General features: G+C 54.6%; 16 protein-coding genes. 8 read left to right on the top strand and 8 right to left on the bottom strand.

All coding sequences use genetic code 11. The features are described from left to right. Positions 1 to 101: 101 nt before the first annotated feature. The 4 genes from GH656_RS15865 to GH656_RS18195 form a co-directional block, all read right to left on the bottom strand. Positions 102 to 1,199 (bottom strand): OpgC domain-containing protein, encoded by a 1,098-nt coding sequence (locus tag GH656_RS15865; RefSeq protein ID WP_153077015.1) that lies wholly within the window; start codon positions 1,197 to 1,199, stop codon positions 102 to 104. A 574-nt stretch (positions 1,200 to 1,773) separates the two neighbouring features. Next, on the bottom strand, positions 1,774 to 2,172 hold the full coding sequence (locus GH656_RS15860; RefSeq protein ID WP_153077014.1) for a hypothetical protein: 399 nt from the start codon (positions 2,170 to 2,172) through the stop codon (positions 1,774 to 1,776). 88 nt (positions 2,173 to 2,260) lie between these two features. Then, the gene (locus GH656_RS15855) at positions 2,261 to 3,346 is read right to left on the bottom strand and encodes a calcium:cation antiporter (protein WP_153077013.1); all 1,086 of its coding nucleotides are present in this window, start codon (positions 3,344 to 3,346) and stop codon (positions 2,261 to 2,263) included. Between the two features lie 92 nt (positions 3,347 to 3,438). Continuing rightward, entirely contained in the window at positions 3,439 to 3,570 is a 132-nt protein-coding gene (locus tag GH656_RS18195; RefSeq protein ID WP_281349675.1) for a hypothetical protein, read from the bottom strand. Between the two features lie 122 nt (positions 3,571 to 3,692). Here GH656_RS18195 and GH656_RS15850 point away from each other — a divergent pair, with 122 nt between their 5' ends. Both GH656_RS15850 and GH656_RS15845 read left to right on the top strand, forming a co-directional pair. Then, positions 3,693 to 4,847 (top strand): acyl-CoA dehydrogenase family protein, encoded by a 1,155-nt coding sequence (locus tag GH656_RS15850; protein WP_153077012.1) that lies wholly within the window; start codon positions 3,693 to 3,695, stop codon positions 4,845 to 4,847. Positions 4,848 to 5,135: 288 nt separating this feature from the next. After that, complete coding sequence (locus GH656_RS15845) at positions 5,136 to 5,465, top strand: DUF4148 domain-containing protein (RefSeq protein WP_153077011.1); 330 nt, start codon at positions 5,136 to 5,138, stop codon at positions 5,463 to 5,465. Between the two features lie 237 nt (positions 5,466 to 5,702). On the opposite strand, the gene GH656_RS15840 is transcribed toward GH656_RS15845, so the two are convergent. Then, a complete protein-coding gene (locus tag GH656_RS15840) occupies positions 5,703 to 6,146 on the bottom strand; it encodes a CBS domain-containing protein (RefSeq protein WP_153077010.1) in 444 nt (147 codons plus the stop codon). A 258-nt stretch (positions 6,147 to 6,404) separates the two neighbouring features. Here GH656_RS15840 and ribA point away from each other — a divergent pair, with 258 nt between their 5' ends. Next, on the top strand, positions 6,405 to 7,058 hold the full coding sequence (gene ribA, locus GH656_RS15835; protein ID WP_153077009.1) for a GTP cyclohydrolase II: 654 nt from the start codon (positions 6,405 to 6,407) through the stop codon (positions 7,056 to 7,058). A 362-nt stretch (positions 7,059 to 7,420) separates the two neighbouring features. Next, the gene (locus GH656_RS15830) at positions 7,421 to 7,624 is read left to right on the top strand and encodes a hypothetical protein (protein WP_174769804.1); all 204 of its coding nucleotides are present in this window, start codon (positions 7,421 to 7,423) and stop codon (positions 7,622 to 7,624) included. 101 nt (positions 7,625 to 7,725) lie between these two features. Here GH656_RS15830 and GH656_RS15825 read toward each other — a convergent pair whose 3' ends face one another. The 3 genes from GH656_RS15825 to GH656_RS17935 all read right to left on the bottom strand — a co-directional run bounded on the left by GH656_RS15825 (position 7,726) and on the right by GH656_RS17935 (position 10,399). Continuing rightward, entirely contained in the window at positions 7,726 to 9,156 is a 1,431-nt protein-coding gene (locus GH656_RS15825; RefSeq protein WP_153077007.1) for a tetratricopeptide repeat protein, read from the bottom strand. 122 nt (positions 9,157 to 9,278) lie between these two features. Then, a complete protein-coding gene (locus GH656_RS15820; protein ID WP_153077006.1) occupies positions 9,279 to 10,097 on the bottom strand; it encodes an FkbM family methyltransferase in 819 nt (272 codons plus the stop codon). Positions 10,098 to 10,204: 107 nt separating this feature from the next. Further along, positions 10,205 to 10,399: a hypothetical protein gene (locus tag GH656_RS17935; RefSeq protein WP_217352302.1), complete on the bottom strand. Its 195-nt coding sequence runs from the start codon at positions 10,397 to 10,399 to the stop codon at positions 10,205 to 10,207. 174 nt (positions 10,400 to 10,573) lie between these two features. Between GH656_RS17935 and GH656_RS15815 the strand changes: the two genes are divergently transcribed. The 4 genes from GH656_RS15815 (at position 10,574) to GH656_RS15800 (ending at position 18,332) form a co-directional block, all read left to right on the top strand. Continuing rightward, complete coding sequence (locus tag GH656_RS15815; RefSeq protein ID WP_153077005.1) at positions 10,574 to 12,625, top strand: glycoside hydrolase family 3 protein; 2,052 nt, start codon at positions 10,574 to 10,576, stop codon at positions 12,623 to 12,625. 210 nt (positions 12,626 to 12,835) lie between these two features. Continuing rightward, a complete protein-coding gene (bla, locus tag GH656_RS15810) occupies positions 12,836 to 13,765 on the top strand; it encodes a class A beta-lactamase (RefSeq protein ID WP_153077004.1) in 930 nt (309 codons plus the stop codon). 220 nt (positions 13,766 to 13,985) lie between these two features. Next, positions 13,986 to 17,045 carry a hypothetical protein gene (locus GH656_RS15805; protein ID WP_153077003.1) on the top strand — a complete coding sequence of 1,020 codons (3,060 nt, stop codon included), beginning with the start codon at positions 13,986 to 13,988 and terminating at the stop codon, positions 17,043 to 17,045. 525 nt (positions 17,046 to 17,570) lie between these two features. Beyond that, positions 17,571 to 18,332 (top strand): DUF4397 domain-containing protein, encoded by a 762-nt coding sequence (locus GH656_RS15800; RefSeq protein WP_153077002.1) that lies wholly within the window; start codon positions 17,571 to 17,573, stop codon positions 18,330 to 18,332. Positions 18,333 to 18,478: the final 146 nt, after the last annotated feature.

Here is an 18,478-nt window from a genome sequence, read left to right as displayed (position 1 = left end):
CTGCCCGAACCGCCGCCGGTGCCGGCCGAGATACAACCGCCGCATGAAGCCCGCCTTGCTAACCGTAGTCAGGTGCTGAAAAGTTGAAGGCATCGCGTGAGTTAGCCCGAGGTTTTAACGTGCAGCGAAAAAAGCCGTTTCATGGGCTCAGCGGCGCTGGCTACCAGCACCAGTGCGCCGACTGCAATCGCATCGGCCACCAGGCCGAGCGGCAGATTCAGATAACCGCGAGTGGCCGTGTGAAGCAGCGAATCCACCACCAGCGAAATCACCGCGCCCGCAATAAAACACAGCAGGCTTTTACGGCCGATCAACCCGACCCACGGTAGCCAGCGGGCGAGACGGCTGATCCAGCCAAAGCGGATCAGATGGGCTAGCAGCCACGCGATGGCCAGAAAATTGACGACGCGCAGCCACGCCAGGTTTTGTTTCAGGCTGCTCTCAGGCACCCCTTGTTCGAGGAACAGCTTGTAGCTGGCGGCGGCCACCACGATTGCCAGTGCCAGTCCGCTCAGCAGCCAGCCATGGCGCGCTGCGCTCAGGGACGGGTACACCGGCTGGCAGCGCGCGATGATTCCCAGTACAAACAGCAACTGCCACGCAAGCGGGTTGAAATCCCAGTGTGTGCCCGAAGCGGTGGGCAAATAGGCGTAGAGGAAGGGCGCGACAGCCCACAACGCGATACTGCCCGCGACAAGCAGCCACGGACGGTTGCGGGCCAGCGGCAGGAGCACCGGCACCATCAGTGCGAAAGCAGCGTACATCGGTAGCACCGATGCCAGATAAGGCTGACGGCGAAACAGCAGAATGTCGCGCAGCACCGCAGCGGGCGAGGTGGCGAGATCGGTCAGATCGGTGGTAGTGAGATTGGGGGCGTCGATGCTAAAGGCGATCAGCGCAGCGCTGACCAGCAGCATTAACCCGGCAGTTACCAGAAAGGCCCGGTAAATTTCGAGCGCCCGGCGTAAGAAACGCTGTTGGGCAGCGCTCTCGCTGTGCCGTTGCGTCAGCGCGGCATAGGCCGTGGCTGTAGCAAAGCCGCCAAGAAAAACAAAGACCTCAGCCGCATCGCACAGCGCATACGCGTGCAGCGTGATGCGCGACAGAATGCTGCCGCCAATGTGATCGACCACGATGATGAGAAGAACCAGCCCGCGGAAAAAATCGAGTTCAACGAAGCGGGATTGCATTTTATGCATAACGGATCAATAAAGTGCGCCAGTGCAGGCGTATCACGCTGGTTGACTGGGCCGTTTGAGCAAATCACTGTGTGCGCCGGGATGATCGGCGTGAGCTTTGGATAAGCGCAGGACGGGGGATAAGCGGCGAACTGATTGAGCAGGACTACCGCGACTACCGCTAAGGCAGAACTACCGCTAAGGCCAGTGAGCCGTGTGGCATGACCGGCGATGCTGGTCTGGGCCAAACCGCGAATTTTCGCACACTTGAGTGATGGGCTGTTTTACCCGGTGGCTGGGGTGGCCCATCACTGAGCACGGCATTGAACGCAGCGTTATGCGGCGGATTCCCGTAAAGCCTCACCGTTGCAATGAAGCTCACCGCTGGTTTGTTGTGTGTTTTTGACTCGCCGGTGTGACAAAAAGACGCAAAAATCACGCGTTTTTGGCTAATTCAGCTGGATATCTGGCTGATGGTCAGCTGATTCTGAGGTGAATTTCTGGTGTTCTGACAAATTACGCGCGAGCCAACGGTGAGCGGATTCGGGAGCCAGCAGCATTTGGCATGGCGAACCCGCGCACCGTGACTGCTGCCTTATGCGGTCTCGATGCCGCGCAGGATCTGCGCGACCACGCTATGTGCGTGAAGAATCGCGGGGCTTTCCTGCAACAACGCTTGATAACGCTCGATAAACGGATTGTCGGCTGGCGTGGTAGCAAACAGGCGGCGGACCGCATCGACGGAAGCGAGCCGGTCTTCGGGGCTGGCTTTTTTGTCGTCGAGGGTTTCGTCGACATTGGCGATCACGCTCGAAAATGGCGTCAGCCAGCGAAAGCCCGAGCCATTAATCAAGGCCTGCAAAAACGCGGCAGGGGTAACCGGGCCGAACTCCCGTTCATGGGCCGCGCGTTCGTGATCGAGAATGGCCTTATGCAAAACCAGCAGAGGCTTGCGTACCTCATTGAGAAACTGGATAGCGCGTTGTTCGTTCATGGTTTCACTCCTTCAGAGATAAAGCAGCGGGTATGAGCAGCGCTGAAAACACCGCTCATACCCGCACAAAAATCGTCATCGCATGCCATCAAGGCGCGAACGAAAGAAATAGATAAGCCGCGAAGAGCGATAGATGAACCGCGCCTTGCAAGATCGTGGTGCGGCCTGTGCCAAGGGTGAGTGTGCCCACTAGCAAAGTCAGCACCAGCAGCACGGTTTCTTTGCCGTCGATGCCCAGCACGAGCGGCCGCTCGGTCCAGAGAAACACCACGGCGACGGTTGGAATGGTCAAGCCGATACTGGCAAGCGCTGAGCCCAGCGCAAGATTCAAGCTGTTTTGCAAGCGATCGGCACGCGCCGCGCGCACGGCGGCGACGCCCTCAGGCAGCAGCACCAGCGCCGCAATCACGATCCCGACAGCGGAGGCGGGAGCCCCGGCATCGCGCATGGCCGCTTCGACGGCAGGCGAAAGCAGTTTGGCCAGCAGCACCACCGCGACGAGGCAAATCACCAGAAGCACGCCACTGACCAGCGCGACGGTGACGCTGGGCGGTTCAGCGTGAACATCTTCATCAGCGACGGCGGCAAGAAAATAATCCCGATGGCGCACCGTCTGGACAAACACAAAAACGCAATACAGCACGAGCGAGGAAATTCCAGCAAAGGCCAGTTGCGAAGACGACAGCACCGGCCCCGCATGGGTGGTGGTGTAGTTCGGCATGACCAGCGTCAGGACCGATAGCGAAGCGAGCACTGCGAGTGCGGCGTTGGCACCGCGAATCTGGAAGCCCTGCTCAAGATGGCGCAAACCGCCCACCAGCAGGCAAATACCGACGATGCCGTTACACACGATCATCACGGCGGCGAAGACGGTGTCACGGGCCAGCCCGGCTTTTTCTGGGCCAGCGGTCAGCATCACTGAAACGATCAGCGCAACTTCAATCACGGTGACAGCGACTGCCAGTACCAGCGTGCCGAACGGCTCGCCGACGCGGTGTGCGACAACTTCGGCATGGTGCACGGCGGCGAAGACCGAGCCCGCCAGAGACGCACCAATCAGCGCGAGCAGCAGGCCCCCTTGTCCGGGTAGGACGAAGGCTGCGCCGAGCACGATCCAGGCGGCAACAGGCACCCAGATGGTCCAGCGCGCCAACACAGTTGAAGTCGTAGTCATGCGGCAGTTTTCCTGTGAGATCAAGGCAATGAAAAAAAGCGCTAACTGCACGCCGGTGCGTATTCTCGCAGACGCGAGGGGCTTCGGGAACGCTAAGTGCCAGATGACAGGCCACCGCGTCGCCCGCTGTGGCCGGGATAAAGCGGCGGGAGAAACACGCGCACGCGCACGGGTTCGAGCGCTTCGAGCACTAGCCGCTCAGGTAATCCGGCTGCTGACGCCATCACGGAGCATGCGCGCTATCTGAACGGTATCCTCACGTGCTGTGCCGATGCGCCCGCCGTTATTCGCTCCAGCAAGCGCTCCAGCAAAAACCCAATCGACCCAACCTCCAGGAAGGCCCTCCGTGATCCGTTGCGAAGAAACGCTAAACCTGCAGCTAGACAGCATCACGCGCTTTGTGCGCGAACGCCTCGTGCCAAATGAAGCGCTGGTGGCCGAAACTGACCAGATTCCGCCCGCGCTGCTGCAAGAGATGAAAGACCTTGGCCTCTTTGGTCTGTGTTTGCCGGAAGAATACGGTGGCTTGGGCCTGACGATGGAAGAAGAGGTGCTGGCTGCGTTCGAGCTGGGCCAGACCTCGCCGGCATTTCGTTCAGCAATCGGGAGCAATAACGGCATTGGCTCGACCGGCCTTGTGCTCGATGGCACGCCGGAGCAAAAGGCGAAGTATCTGCCACGCCTGGCATCCGGCGAGCTGATCGGCTCGTTTTGCCTGACCGAGCCTGAGGCTGGCTCCGACGCGGCAGCGTTGCGCACCACGGCGTTACGCGACGGCGAGCATTACGTGCTGAATGGCACCAAACGCTTCATCACGAACGCGCCCGAGGCGGGCTTGTTCACCGTCATGGCGCGCACCGATCCAGCGGGCAAGGGCGCGGACGCGATCTCCGCTTTCGTGATCGAAGCGGGCACGCCGGGGCTGTCATTGGGCAAGATCGACGGCAAGATGGGACAAAAGGGCGCGCACACGTGTGATGTGATTTTCGACCAGTGCCGTGTGCCCCTGACGGCCTTGATCGGTGGCAAGGAAGGGGTGGGCTTTCGCACCGCGATGAAGGTGCTCGACAAAGGACGATTGCATATCGCTGCGGTTGCCACTGGCGCGGCCGAACGCATGCTGGCCGACGCCGTGCGCTATGCGCTGGAGCGCAAGCAGTTTGGCCGGCCGATTATTGATTTCGAACTGATTCAAGCGATGCTGGCCGATAGTCAGGCCGATATCTACGCCGCGCGCTGCATGATCCTTGATGCTGCCAGACGCCGCGATGCCGGACAGCGAACCACCAGCGAGGCGTCGTGCGCCAAGATGTTCGCCACTGAAATGTGCGGCCGCGTGGCTGATCGCGCGGTGCAGATTTTTGGCGGAGCGGGGTATATGACCGAGTACGGCATCGAGCGTTTTTATCGTGATGTGCGTCTGTTCCGGATTTACGAAGGAACCACGCAGATTCAGCAGATTGTCATTGCCCGGGAATTACGGCGGCAATTTGAACGCTAGAAAAGCTGGCCGCGGCAGATAGCGTGGGGGGCTTGTTTGCGTTGTTCGCTGCTTCATTGCCTGGATAAGCGGAATTGGGATTGTTTCGCAAATGGGTTTCAATTGTTGCGATTTACAAGAGTTACCCTGTTTATATTCCACGAAATTTTTCTTATTAATTCAATTTTTGAAATTATGTTTCTGTGAACCTTGGGTTTTTCCGGCTAATCCTGCTGACTACACTCCAGTCACTCGCTTCCGGCACGGTGCCGCAAGCCAGGCAAAAACAATCCTTGGAGGTAGATCATCATGAAAGCACTTCTTCACGCTGTGGTTGTTGCCACTGTTCTCGCTACACCGCTTGCCGCACTGGCCCAGACTAACCAGCCGCTTACGCGTGAACAGGTTCGCGCAGAACTGGTGCAGTTGCAAAAGGCGGGCTATAACCCGGCGGGCAGCCACGACAACACTACCTATCCAGCCCAGCTTCAGGCTGCTAGCCAGCGCATCCAGTCATCTGGCCAGATGCAGGCAAATGCGGATACCAGCGGTTACGGTGCACCGGTAAGCGGCACCTCTCAATCGGGTATGGCAACGACGACGGTAGCGCCAGAGCATGGGATTTATTTCGGTCATTAAGCGCGTGGGTGCTGCGCCGCTATCAAGATGTAGGCATCGTGCAATGCGGTGAGTGCGCCAGCAGCCACGGTTGTGGCGCACTCAATCCGTCTCAGGAGCAGTGGCAGTAGCAGGAACAGAAAGCCTCCGGCACCGCAAGGTGGCTTTCAGCCGTTTCGCTTCCTGCCAGCAGGTAGGTTTTGCCGGCTAGCCTGCCAGGCCGGCTTCATCGGGTCGTGGCTGAATCATTGGTGCCATTCAGGGCCGCTCGCCGGTGATGTAGTGCTCAAGCTGCTGAATCGTGAATTGCTGCTCGGCAATGATGTTCTTGACCAGATCCCCAATGGACACCATCCCGACCAGCCGGTCCTGGTCAATCACCGGCAGATGGCGCATGCGCCGCTCGGTCATGAGCGCCATGCAATCCTCGGTGGTTTCATCCAGCCGTACAAAGCGTACCGCCCGGCTCATGATGTCGCGCACCGCAGTGACCTTGGATGCACGGTCAAGCAGCACCACTTTGCGGGCGTAATCGCGCTCAGTGATGATGCCGACGATCGCCTCGTTCTCGATCACGACCAGCGCGCCAATCTGTTTTTCCGCCATTAATTTGACTGCGTCAAACACGGAATCTGACGCAGCAATGGTGTAGACGGTGGCGGCATCGGGTTTTGATTTCAAAACTTGCGCAACGCTTGTCATTAATAAGCTCCCTATAGCAGTGGGCACTGCTGTGGCAGTGCCGCAAACTGGTGACTGGCAGGCCGCGGTTTTAACTCCTGGTGACGGGCTGGCTAGTTTCAGTATAGAGCGGCATGCACCGGTGGCGGCGATCCGGTTAAGTCCGTGAGGCCGTTTCAGACGTCTAAAGCCGATTAGCGCTAGACTCACGGCCTGTATTCTGTCCCTGCAATGCTCTATCGCTGCTGCGGGGTTCTTCCCGTTTTTATGTCCCGTACCATGCCCAGTCTTCCCGATTCGCCGTCCGACTCCGAGGCGTCGCACCACGAATGCGTTGTCCTTGATGCGACTGCACAGTTGCCCACACGGTATGGGACGTTCACGTCTTATGTGTTTCGGGTGGGGGATAGCGGGGCGGAACATCTGGTGCTGGTGATGGGCGATGTCGCACAGCGCAACTCTGTGCTGACGCGGCTGCATTCGGAATGTCTGACGGGTGACGTCTTTGGCTCATACCGCTGTGATTGCGGCGAGCAGCTTGATCTGGCGCTGCGTTATATCGCTGCTGAAGGCTGTGGTGTGTTGCTTTATCTGCGGGGACACGAAGGGCGGGGCATTGGGCTGAGCAACAAGATTCGCGCGTATGCGCTGCAAGAGCAGGGCCGCGATACGGTTGATGCCAATCTCGAACTCGGCTTGCCCGACGATTCACGCGAATATGATTCGGCCGCCGCCATTTTGCGCATGCTCAACGTCACCTCAGTCCGCCTGATGAGCAATAACCCCGATAAATTCGATACGCTGGCGCGGCACGGTATTCCAGTGTGTGAACGAGTGGCGCTGGCGATTCCAACCCGTTCGCAAAACGAGCACTACATCCGGACCAAGCAAGTTCGCTTCGGCCACTATCTCGACGACGAAGAAGACCAGTAACACCACGTCTATTCATTACCGGCATCACCGGCTTTACCGCAATGTCTGACATGAACATGCTCTGACATGTAAAAAGCAGTTGCCCACGTCAGGCGTTCACCCATCTAAGCGCGCGTTTCAAATCTCATCGCACTGGCCATGGTTTTATCTGCGCTAGTCAAATGGCTGTCTGCTATCAGCCTTCGCGCGAAATCATGCTGTGCCTGCGCTATGCCTTTACAGGCTTGGCCGTGAGGGGAGGCGTGTGATGCAGGGGATATGCGGCGCTGCAATTTCATCAATCTGTTTGGATTCCGTACTCTATTGCTTCGGCGAGAGTTTTTCATGCTAAATGCATGGCCACTTTCACCGGAGACAATCACATGCAGAAACCAAAACGTGCCCGCATCCTGAACTGGATCGTTGCAGCGGTGCTAGGCGCTGTCCTGTTCATTGCAGGTTTAGTGATGCTTGCCAGAGAGGTGCGGGCTACGCCTGCAATGATCGTGAAAACCCCTGACGCTTGCGCAGGCGCTTATGCATACGCCGCGCAAAGCGTTACCCGGTCACCCTCGTACCAGGGATAGCCACCGCCACAAGATCAGATGATCACTAGAGGCTGACCACCAGCCAGAGAAGCCGCGCGAGATAGCCCCCTAACCAGCATTACGCGTTGCCTGGTTATTCGTCATGCTGATTGAATTGCGGGAGCGATGAGCCATGCCACCGCTTCTTGCACAACCGGATCCCAGTTGCCTTCGTGTGTTTGCCGCAGCACGGTTGCGTTTTCAATCCACGAGGTCGTGTCTCCCCGAATACCCCAGCGCCAGTCACTGGATGTATTCACCAGCACACACGTGGGCTTGCCCATCATCGCCGCCAGATTAGAGATGGACGCATCCACCGCAAGCACCGCGTCCAGCTCTCCGATGCAAGCGGCTGTATCGTCGAAAAGAGAGATGTCGGACAAGCAGCGGCTGACGTTGCCTACCGGTATGCCCGCTAATGTTTCGATCAATGGATGCTGCAGGTTCACAAAATGGATTCGTCCGGCCACTGCCGGATCTGTCACGATCCGGTCAACTGCCGTGACCGGCATGCTGCGGCGCTTGGCCCAGCAGCGCGCCTCGCTGCTCGCTTCGAATTCATGGCGCTGGAGGCAGTCCCAGAACAGACCGACCAGTTTCTTGCCGGGATGTTGCAGGCGCAGTTGCTGCGCCCACTCTTTTGCCAGTTTCTGCTTCGCAAGCGGGGCTTGCAGATACGCCTGAAAACGGTATCCGGCACCCGCTTGCTTTGCCTTCAGCAGTGGCAGATGAAGCAACGTTGCCTGCAGGTGCGGCGCAAATGCGTCAACGCGTGCTTGCACAGCGTCAGGTAATGCAGTGCTCAATTGCATCGGACGCGCTGCGCTCACGATTTCGCAATCGGGCAGCGATGCTTGCATGAGTGCATGAATTTGCGCGTCGCAAGTCATCATCAGGCTCGCTCCCGCGGCCCGCCAGTCGGCCAGACAGGCTGCCAGCAGGAAGTTGTCGCCGAAACCAAGCTGATGAGTAATCAACACACGCTGCCCATGCAGGTCAGTTTCCCCCGCCCACATCGGGATTCCTGGCGCCAGGTAATTGCCCGCTGAGCCCGATACGTTGCGCATCAACCAGTGCGCAAAACCACGCGGATCACCTGCCTTGAGCATTGCCTCACCCACCAGGTGTTCTGCCTCCGTACGAATCTTTACGGAGCTCGCGTCCATCGTCATGCTTAGCACCTCGTCCAGCAACGGAATCGCTGCTGCGAGATCGCCCGCCATCATCAGGCTGTAGCCTAGCTGCAACCGGCAACGTACCGGGTCGCTCTGCATCCACGGACTATGCAGCAATATGTCGGCCGCCTCGGCATGTTGCCCCGACAGATTCAGGGCAAAAATTGTCAAAGATAAAAAATAAGCCTCGCTGGGATTGAGAGCCAGCGCTCGTTTGGTCCACGCAAGGAGTTCATCTTCGCGTTTGAGCGCGAGCAATATTTCGCAGACTTCGCGCATGATCTCCAGATTGGATGGATCGTTCTCAGCGCATGTGCATGCGACCAGCAATTGCTGTTCCAGTTCTTCAATAGTCATGTTATCTGCCGGGTTAAGCATTGCCACATTGACTAGCCTTTTGGCGCGGGCTAGGTAGTTCGGAAAAATTGAAGGTGAAACAGACGAGGGCTTGTTGTTGGCCTGCGCGTGAAGACGCTGGTTCAGCTTATGTACGTCATGCCATCAATATGACTGAGGTGCTGCAACACCGGATCTTCCGTGTGAACCGCGATGAGATTAATTCCAGCCGGGAAATAGCGGTATCCCAGCTCATCGAGCAATCCTTTGATGACGGCCTGGTCAGATTTGAGAATTTCGATGGTCAGGATTGGTTTGAGATTTTTCAGGGTCTTGCGGGCTCCGCGCAGCACCTCAACTTCCATGCCTTCGACATCGAGCTTGATGAGATCGGCACGTGCCAATTCAAGCGAATCAATGCTTACCAGCGGCACGGTTACGCCACTTGAAGGATCGTAGGAGATACGCTGGCCGATATATTCGGTGCCTTCTTGCTGGCGTAATTCAAGGCTGCCGAAACTGGCGTGAGCGAAATAATCTGGCTGTGGAATGATTAACTCGCCGCGCTGCTCGCCAAGTGCAGCGAGCTTCGCACGCGCATTCAGGCAATTGTTGATGGCGATGTTTCCCGCTAGTGCGTAATAGACGATTTCCTGGGCTTCGAAGCTGAGCACCTGACCCCAGCCATACATATGCCGAGCCCATTCGATCGTATGCACGCCAATGTTGGCGCCGCCATCGATCGCAAAAACGCCGTCGCCGAAATATTCCCGGCGACGGGTGAGCAGGGCAAGCACGAAGCCCACTTCATTCGCGTCGAAGCTCGAATGGTGCAGGATCTGATGGCCAACCCCATAAGCACCTCCAGTGCTAGTGAGGTTGTAGTCGTTACGATTGACGATCATCGTGCCGTGATTCGAGGCTGCGAGTATGAAGGCAATGGGACGGTTCGGGAGTGGCATGGAATAGGTGTCCTTATTTGAGGATTGGGGTTTTTTCTACACAATGGCTGGATGGTGGCGCTAGCCACCGGCCCGGTATTGTAAAGGCTGTGATCGCTATTTGAGCGTCAGCCGTGCACGGGGGGTACTGCCAGATTTCGTCGTCCAGCCGCAGCCCGTTCTGAGCGGGCTGCGGCTGGTTTTGCTACGTGGCTGAGTGATTCTTGCAATACAACATAATGCGAATTATCGAAATTAAAGATGCAGCGGATGTCAGCAATTTTTCCCGGATCAGTGTCAGCGCCACTGACAAAAATCTGCATGTGCATGCTCATGTCAGATAAAAAGGATGATTAATAAAATTATTTATTGAGATAAGTATTGAATGGGAAAATTTTCCAGATTTAAAAGTTTTCTTATGCTCTTTAAAGCAAACAAGTGACAGTTTTTAATTAATCAAATATCTTTGAACATTCCTAATAAAAAGGTAAAGAACCATGCTGAGACACAACATTCCCAAGCTCCTCCCCTTGACTGCTGGCTTGATCTCGTTAGCACTATTGAGCGGATGCTCATCAGATGACAGCGTCGTCTCTGTCGAAGAAAAGGCGGAGAAGATCGTTAACTCGATGACCACCCGCGAGAAAGTTGGCCAGAAAATCATGATGGCCTTTCGCTACTGGTGCGCTCCCAGCCAGCCTGCATGCACCGATGGCCTGACCGAGCTGCCCCCAGCCGTGGTGAGTGCGGTCAAGCAGAACAGTATCGGCGGCGTGATCTTGTACGCGGACAACCTCGTCGATGCTAACCAGACAAAGCAACTAACCAGCCAGTACAAGAGCGCGGTGCGCCAGGATGCCCCAGTGGGCCTGCTGATTGGCGTGGATGAGGAAGGTGGCAATGTGTTTCGTCTGCCACGCACTACGGCTACGTCATTTCCAGGAAACATGGCGCTTGGTGCCGCCTATGAGGCAACCAAAGATGGGCAACTGGCGTTTAACCAGGGCCGCGTTCTTGCTACGGAAATCGCGGCCGTGGGCTTCAATGTCAATTTCGCCCCTGATGTAGACGTGAATAGCAATCCGCTTAATCCCGTGATCAACGTTCGTTCATATGGTGATGATCCGGCCACCGTCGGCTTGCTTGGAGGCCTTTCGGCTCAGGGCATGGCTAGCCAGGGAGTGATCGCAACCTTCAAACATTTCCCCGGCCACGGTGACACCGCCACTGATTCCCACTACGGCTTGCCGATCGTCAACAAATCACGTGCTGATGCCTATGCCGTCGATTTGGCACCGTACCGGCAGGCCATTCAGTCGGGACAAATTCCCGACATGGTCATGACCGCGCATATTCAGTATCCCGCGCTCGATAACACCCAGATCGTGACGCGCACTGGCGAACAGATGATTGCGCCCGCCACCATGTCCAGAAAAATTCAGCACGATATCTTGCGTGGCGAATTGGGTTTTCGTGGCGTAACGATTACCGATGCGCTGGACATGCAAGGGATCTCCAGCTTTTTCGAACAAAGCGATGCCGTGCTCAAAGTGTTTCAGGCGGATGTCGATATCGCGCTGATGCCAGTTGAGTTCCGCACAGAGGCTGATTCAGGCCGGCTGGCCGCGTTGATCGACCGTGTGAGCGCAGCCATCGACGCAGGTCAGGTTGACCGGGCGGAGCTCGATCGCTCGGTACGCCGGATTGTGCAGATGAAACTGCTGCGCGGCATCACGGCAAATGGCCCTGCCCAGCCGATGCCGGATCTCTCGGTGATTGGCAGCCAGGCACACCGGGCCATTGAACAGGACATTACGCAAAAATCCATCACGCTGGTTCATAACGCGAAGGGTGTTTTACCGCTGCAGGCACAAGGCACACAAGGCAAAAGAATTTTTATTCTGACGCCATGGGGTGAGCAGGCTGAAGCCATGCGCCGCCGCTTTGATGAGCTGGGCTATCCGCTGGTGTCGGGCAAGAAACTAGGCGATACGCCATGGCCTGAGCAAAAGCAGGCCATTGATGCCGCAGACATCGTCATTGTTGGCACGCTATCAAGCAGCGTGACGCCCGTCGAGCGCGATGGAGATCCAGACGCCCAGCCACCAGCGGCAAAATCCTTCGCGGTGCAGCCATCGTTGGCCGTCGCTAACGGGATGAACGGCTCGCTGGTCTTCAACGTCGATGAAAACCCCTTGTCCCGTTCAAGCCTGGGCCGCAGTCTGGCAGCCGCTGAGCCCAGCGAAGCCCAGCAGATGCGGTACGCGATGGAGTACGCCAAGGCTGAGCACAAAACGGTGCTGCATGTGTCGATGCGAGCACCGTATGACGTCATCGCCTACGACGACATTGCCGATGCCGCATTGGCAACCTACTCGTACTACGGCTATGAAGCTGGCTTGCGTGGCCCGTCGATGCCAGCTGTGGTCGATGTGATGCTGGGAATCCAGCGTCCAGTAGGCAAGCTGCCGGTGATGATCTGGGCTCAGAATCCGGATGGAACGCCAGGTGCCCTGCGTTATCCGCGTGGTTTCGGCCTGCAGTATTAATGAATTAATTGAATGAAATGCCGCCCGCAGCGTCTGAGCAGAAATGCGATGGCGCTGCGGGTTGGGTGCCATTCGCGTAGATGCATCCCGGTTTTTGCCTTGATTCACTTTTGACTTGCCGGCTAATGGATCAGCGGACAAGCGGACAGGCAATGCGGCAAGCACCGGGATTAATTTATTTTTCCGCGAATTCAACCACCCATGGCAACCATGAACCACTCCCCTACCCGGCGAAAATTGTTATGCGCCACGGCATCCTGGTCGTTTGCCAGCCTGTGTGCGGCACAGCAAGCGCCCGCCTCTCAACCGGATCATCCCGCCAGCCCTGTCTCCGCTAGCATTGCAGGCAACGCGAAGGCTTTGACACAGTTGCAAGAACTCGAACGCAGCTCAGGCGGCCGTCTTGGTGTGCTGGCACTCGATCTCACCGGCCATGTGCCATTGAGTTATCGCGCCGATGAGCGTTTTCCGCTGTGCAGCACCTTCAAAACGATGCTCGCAGCGGCCATTTTGCAACGCAGCCGGAGTGCTCCCAGCCTGCTCGCGCAACAGGTTCAGTACCGTTCCGGCGAACTGGCTTCGTATTCACCAGTCACCCGGCAGCATGTCGAAGATGGGATGAGCGTCGGCGCGTTGTGTGCCGCCGCGCTCCAGTACAGCGACAACACCGCAGCTAACCTGCTGCTGAAAATCCTTGGCGGACCAGCGGCTGTCACCGCGTTTGCGCGCTCGCTGGGCGACAACCTGTTTCGCCTGGACCGCTGGGAGCCCGAACTGAATAGCGCGACGCCTGGCGACCCACGCGACACGTCCACTCCCGCCGCGATGGCGCACAGCCTGCAACGGCTGCTCCTCGGGGATGCGCTGGGTGCGGCGCAGCGTACCCAGTTGCGCGACTGGATGCAGGCAAATACGACCGGCGCGGCACGGATTCACGCTGGCGTGCCGCCCACCTGGCAAGTAGCCGACAAGACCGGCACAGGTGATTACGGCACCACCGGTGATATCGCGGTGCTCTGGCCTCCGGGCATGCCGCCCGTGACGCTTGCGCTGTATTTCACCCAGCCGGGCAAGGATGCAAAAGCACGTGATGACGTGCTAGCAGCCGCTACCAGGGTGCTGGTAAGCGCCATGGGCTAGCGCCGGCTGCCTTTGTTTTTTGTCGGATGGAACCCACCTGACCGAAGGTGTTACTTAGTAGCTGAATCAGTAAGGAACGAGCGGCCAGATTTGTAATGGATGTCGTTAGCCGCCTGGTTGGGCTGCTTTTGGGGAAAGATTTTCTGATGCGATGTGTCTGATCCAGAAATTGCTAGATTAAATATTTTGTTTTGCAAGTTTAAATTTATTTGAGGTTGGTATGGTGGATATTTTGAATAAAAGTAATGCAATGAATTTGTGTTCCAATACAAATCTTTATGCCAATTTTGAAACCAGTGACGCAAGTATTTCTACATCTCCCCAGCAGACTTTTGCTTACTCGACAACATCATCGTCATCTGAAACTCCTCAATTAAATTTTAAAAAATCTGATTTACAGTCTACGCATAAAAAATCGGTACCGCCGAGTGCCCCACGCGCTTCTGAATATAAAAATACTTCTAGCACTTCAGTGTCGCACGCCAATATGAGTGCCGATCATTTCGAGGCCCAGCTAAAGTCCTATGGCAATCAATGGCTCGAAAAAATCAGTAATGAGTTACCGCGTATTTGTAAAAACAAGGTGTTACTCAATATTGTTTTAGAAAAATGGAATGATCAATATTCGTCGCAAAGATCCAAAAAAGCCCAGGCTCCAGTTTCTCTAGATAAGAATCAGGAGCAAAAAACTCCTGCTGTTCCGCTCAAAACCACTTCGCCGTCGGTGAATCGGACTACGCATGTAACCCCTCCTCCTTCTCCATCTATTAAAAAAGCGGTTGCGCCCAAACAGCCCATGTCTGCGGGTGTAGCGCAAACGCAGAACCAGCAACAACTTCAAACCCGGCATCAAGCGCGAGTTCAGACACAACCGAAAGCATCAGCACAAGCGCCAGCGCTGGCAAAAGCTCAAACGCCTCCGCAGACCCGGCCCCTGCAGCCAGTTCCGGCACAGGTGCGGCCACAAGCACCGGCTCAAGCGCAGCCTCAGACGCGCAATCAGACGCCGCAAATACAGACACAAACGCCGGTAAAAGCTCAAATGCCGTCGCAAACCTGGTCTGCGCAGTCAACTCAGTTGCCAGTTCCGGTACAGGTGCAGCCACAAACTCAAGCCCACGTACAAGTCCTCCAATCGCTACCGCAAATCCAGCATCAGACGATATCGCATGACGCAACTGCGCCGTCATCCGCTTGGTCATTCATGCCAGAAGCCAAGTATGACCCCGTGGTTTCGCTGGAGCAACGCATCGACTTCTGGACCCGGTCTATTTCGAAAAAAGGAGATTCGGTACTCGGGCTAGTGCTGGACAGTGCTAGTGCGGGCTGCATCACGCCAGCCGTGCTTGGAGAATTTCTCTCGACCTTTTCAGGGCAGGATCTGACAAATATTTTTCTGGCCGAGAGAACCTCAGTATCGGTCAATCTCGCCAATAGAATAATTAGAATTGAAAATGGAAAGCTGCTTTTTGCAATTTATAGTGCTTTTAAAAATAAAGGCGTTTTTGAAGAAAATAATTTTTGGCAGAATTTTAATTATATGTCGGCAACAAGTTGGGAGATGAATGAGAGTCTATTTGAATCCGCAATGCGTTTTCAGAATATTTTGAGTAACGGAAATTCCGATTGTATTAGTAGCGGAAGGTTTGGTCATACGAAAAAAATTCTATCCTTGCTTGACCAAAATCAATTTAAATATCGTTACCCAGAAATTGAAAATGTTTTCTGTGTGCAAATGATGGCATTGACAGTGCAGCAGGATTCCGGGAATGAAGAAAAATCCGCCGCGTGGGATTCTATTTTTGAAAAATTAAATTGGCTGAAAATTAATGCGGGAAAAGCGATAGTTTTTGAAGATTTGCATGAATTTAATGGATTTTTTGAAAAATCTATGCCACCTGAAAATAAATCTAACTCTTGGGACGATTTAGATTTTTTATCGCCTATTAAAAATAGGCCGCACAATAGAAATGGCATTGCCCAATTCAATGACGACTCAGATCAGCTTTCATCGGCCGAAAACTCAGAAGAAGAAAATTCGGAGAAAAGCAATCCATTTAATTATAATCAAAAATCGTATTATTATAATGATGACTCAACGGAAAATTATTATTCCACTATGGAAAATAATTTCACGCAAGAACAAAAAATCGATTCCGATGCAAGCAAGGGCAATCAATCCATTAACGATGCATTGAGCAATGGTGATAGTGATTCCTGTTCCGACGCAAGTGAAAATGATCACTCCATTAACAGCGGCTCGATGGATGATAAAAGCAACTTCGATAGCGAATCCCTGTCAACTTACCCTCATCGATTTCTTGCTCTGAATAATGAAATTTTCGGTCTTAAATTAATTAATGCAGATCTCGAAGAAAAAATTGGAAAAAATCAGTTTGAAATAATTGATAAAAATAACTATATAGATGAACTTTCAAACAAAATTTCCATGCTTGAACAGGACCTTAAAGACGCAAAACAAATTGCCGAAAACGCCAGTAAAAAAGGCTTTTCAGCGGATGATTTTTCTAGTGTTCAGAACTTGGTCGACAAATTAACTTCGACCATTTCTTCTCTTCGGAAAGAAATTGAGGAAAAAGATTTGCTGATACAGCAAGCGAGCAGTGATTATGAGATAACTCGTCTTAATAAAGGAGAATCAGCTCGCATTGCTAGCCTTATGGCTGATTTAGAAGCGGCGAAAAATCTTGCTAACGGTTTTCAGAAGGAAGCTAATGACGTAAGTGACGAAAAATCGATTCTTCAGAAAAAATTCAATGACCTTAAAAAAAATATGCAGGAAATTTTGGACCAGAAATCAAAAGAGCAGAAATATTACGATGCTGAATCTGCAGCATCGATAGAAAGGAATAAACTTTATGGCGATCAAATTGCCCTTTATAAAGAAGAAATTTTAAATTTAACATCCAAGCTGGAAGATAAAGATAAGGATATAGATAAAGAAAAGACCAATATCGATCAACTCGAAAATGACCTTAGGTCCGCGAAAAATAAATTGGAAGAAAAAGAAGATCTTCTTAATGAAAGCTTTGCCCAAGAGGGTTTATTGAAAGACGCTTTAAACATTTCGGCCCAACTATTTAATTCTATTAACCACGCCCTGGATTCATATGGAAACAATACAATTGATGCGAATCATGCATTGAGTGAAATTAAAGAAAAATTTGAAGAAATTGCTAATGAAGTAAGTAAATTCAACGAAGACACCTCCGACGACGAAGATGCCCCTGGCCCATTTTTCAACAACGATTCACAGTGATTCGCGCTTCAATCAAGGCACGAGTCATCGCCTGTGCGGGCTAATGCCCGCCCATCCCATTACCCGCCACCCAGTCTCCACGTAAAAATTACACGCTGACGAGAAAAATCACCCGCATGAACTCAGCGGCTGCCCCTTACAGCAGGTGCCAGACATCTATTCACGGGCATCCACAAGCCTCCTCAAACGGGTATCCCAGCGGCCTCGCCTAACGAGAACCAAGTCACCAGGTCCACACGTGTTTGGCGTAGCCGTCCTGGCACACTTTCTGCTTTTCTCTGGTTTGGCTTCAGGTGGCTTCAAGCCGCTTGACCAGAACAGGCGACAGGCGACCAACAAACCATTCGCTTCTCCGGTCAAGCTCGTCAAGCCCGTTAATCCCAGTGCCCGGCGCAGCCCTGATGTGGCCAGGCATCGCGTCGCTGCACAAGCTCAACCGCGTGTCGCCACCCAACCGGTGCCTGACTCGCAGTAGCAAGTAGTGGGACAGCGGGCATCTCACACTCAAACAGACAAGGGACTTTTATGAAGACAATTCGAACCATTGTGGCGATTGTTTCTACTGTGTCGGCGCTAACAGCATGCGGCGGTGGCAATGATCTGGGCACGATACTGGGCGTGTCGAGTCCTCAGGCCCGCTTCATTAATGCGGTGACTGCAGGCCCTAATCTGGACTATTACCTGAACAGCAAAAGCTACGCGAGCGGGGTTCAGTACAAGGGTGTGACGCGCTATACCGACGTCGACACAGGCAACCAGACTGCCAGCTACAACCTTGCCGGAACCAGTGTCGCTATCGCTTCGCAAGCCTTTAGCGCGGCCAAAGGCCATCACTACACGACGATTGCTGTAGCCAGCCTGCCATCCGCGATCTCGGTGATCGACGACCCCTATGACAAAGGCTTGCTATCGGACAAAGCCCGGGTGCGGGCATTTAACGCGTCGCTCAACGCACAAAACGTCGACTTATACGTAGTGCCACCGGGCACGGATATTTCGACGCAAACGCCAACCCTCGCCAGCACTGCATACCAAGCGGCGGTGCCACCTTCAGGACAGGATTCGGTGTATCTGGATGGCGGTAGCTACCAGGTGATCGTGACCAACGCGGGTTCGAAAACACCGATTCTGACCACCCCGCCGGTCAATCTGGCGAAGAACGCCGACTGGCTCTTGCTGACCATTCCAGCGGGCGGTGTCGGTGATGTGATTCCAGGCAATATTCACGTGCTGGTCGCGCAAGGCAACGATGCGGATTCCTCAGCGCAGGAACTGGCACCGCAATGAAACCAGCGCCGCCGATGTCGCGCTGGCCAGCAAGCCGGCCAGACGGTATCGGCAGCGCTTTTAAAAACCGCATGAAAACGATGGCCCTTGAACATGTTGTTGCGCCCGCCTAGGCCCTGAGCTTTTAACCCAGGCGGGAGTCAACA

It is taken from the genome of Paraburkholderia bonniea (genome assembly GCF_009455625.1).
GTDB lineage: Bacteria > Pseudomonadota > Gammaproteobacteria > Burkholderiales > Burkholderiaceae > Paraburkholderia > Paraburkholderia bonniea.
This window is presented reverse-complemented; position numbering and strand designations above follow the sequence as displayed.

Coding starts and splice junctions, on each gene's coding strand:
- GH656_RS15865 (WP_153077015.1), bottom strand. CDS start 1,199: ATGCATAAAATGCAATCCCGCTTCGTTGAACTCGATTTTTTCCGCGGG.
- GH656_RS15860 (WP_153077014.1), bottom strand. CDS start 2,172: ATGAACGAACAACGCGCTATCCAGTTTCTCAATGAGGTACGCAAGCCT.
- GH656_RS15855 (WP_153077013.1), bottom strand. CDS start 3,346: ATGACTACGACTTCAACTGTGTTGGCGCGCTGGACCATCTGGGTGCCT.
- GH656_RS18195 (WP_281349675.1), bottom strand. CDS start 3,570: ATGGCGTCAGCAGCCGGATTACCTGAGCGGCTAGTGCTCGAAGCGCTC.
- GH656_RS15845 (WP_153077011.1), top strand. CDS start 5,136: ATGAAAGCACTTCTTCACGCTGTGGTTGTTGCCACTGTTCTCGCTACA.
- GH656_RS15840 (WP_153077010.1), bottom strand. CDS start 6,146: ATGACAAGCGTTGCGCAAGTTTTGAAATCAAAACCCGATGCCGCCACC.
- ribA (WP_153077009.1), top strand. CDS start 6,405: ATGCCCAGTCTTCCCGATTCGCCGTCCGACTCCGAGGCGTCGCACCAC.
- GH656_RS15830 (WP_174769804.1), top strand. CDS start 7,421: ATGCAGAAACCAAAACGTGCCCGCATCCTGAACTGGATCGTTGCAGCG.
- GH656_RS15825 (WP_153077007.1), bottom strand. CDS start 9,156: ATGACTATTGAAGAACTGGAACAGCAATTGCTGGTCGCATGCACATGC.
- GH656_RS15820 (WP_153077006.1), bottom strand. CDS start 10,097: ATGCCACTCCCGAACCGTCCCATTGCCTTCATACTCGCAGCCTCGAAT.
- GH656_RS17935 (WP_217352302.1), bottom strand. CDS start 10,399: ATGCAGATTTTTGTCAGTGGCGCTGACACTGATCCGGGAAAAATTGCT.
- GH656_RS15815 (WP_153077005.1), top strand. CDS start 10,574: ATGCTGAGACACAACATTCCCAAGCTCCTCCCCTTGACTGCTGGCTTG.
- bla (WP_153077004.1), top strand. CDS start 12,836: ATGAACCACTCCCCTACCCGGCGAAAATTGTTATGCGCCACGGCATCC.
- GH656_RS15805 (WP_153077003.1), top strand. CDS start 13,986: ATGGTGGATATTTTGAATAAAAGTAATGCAATGAATTTGTGTTCCAAT.
- GH656_RS15800 (WP_153077002.1), top strand. CDS start 17,571: ATGAAGACAATTCGAACCATTGTGGCGATTGTTTCTACTGTGTCGGCG.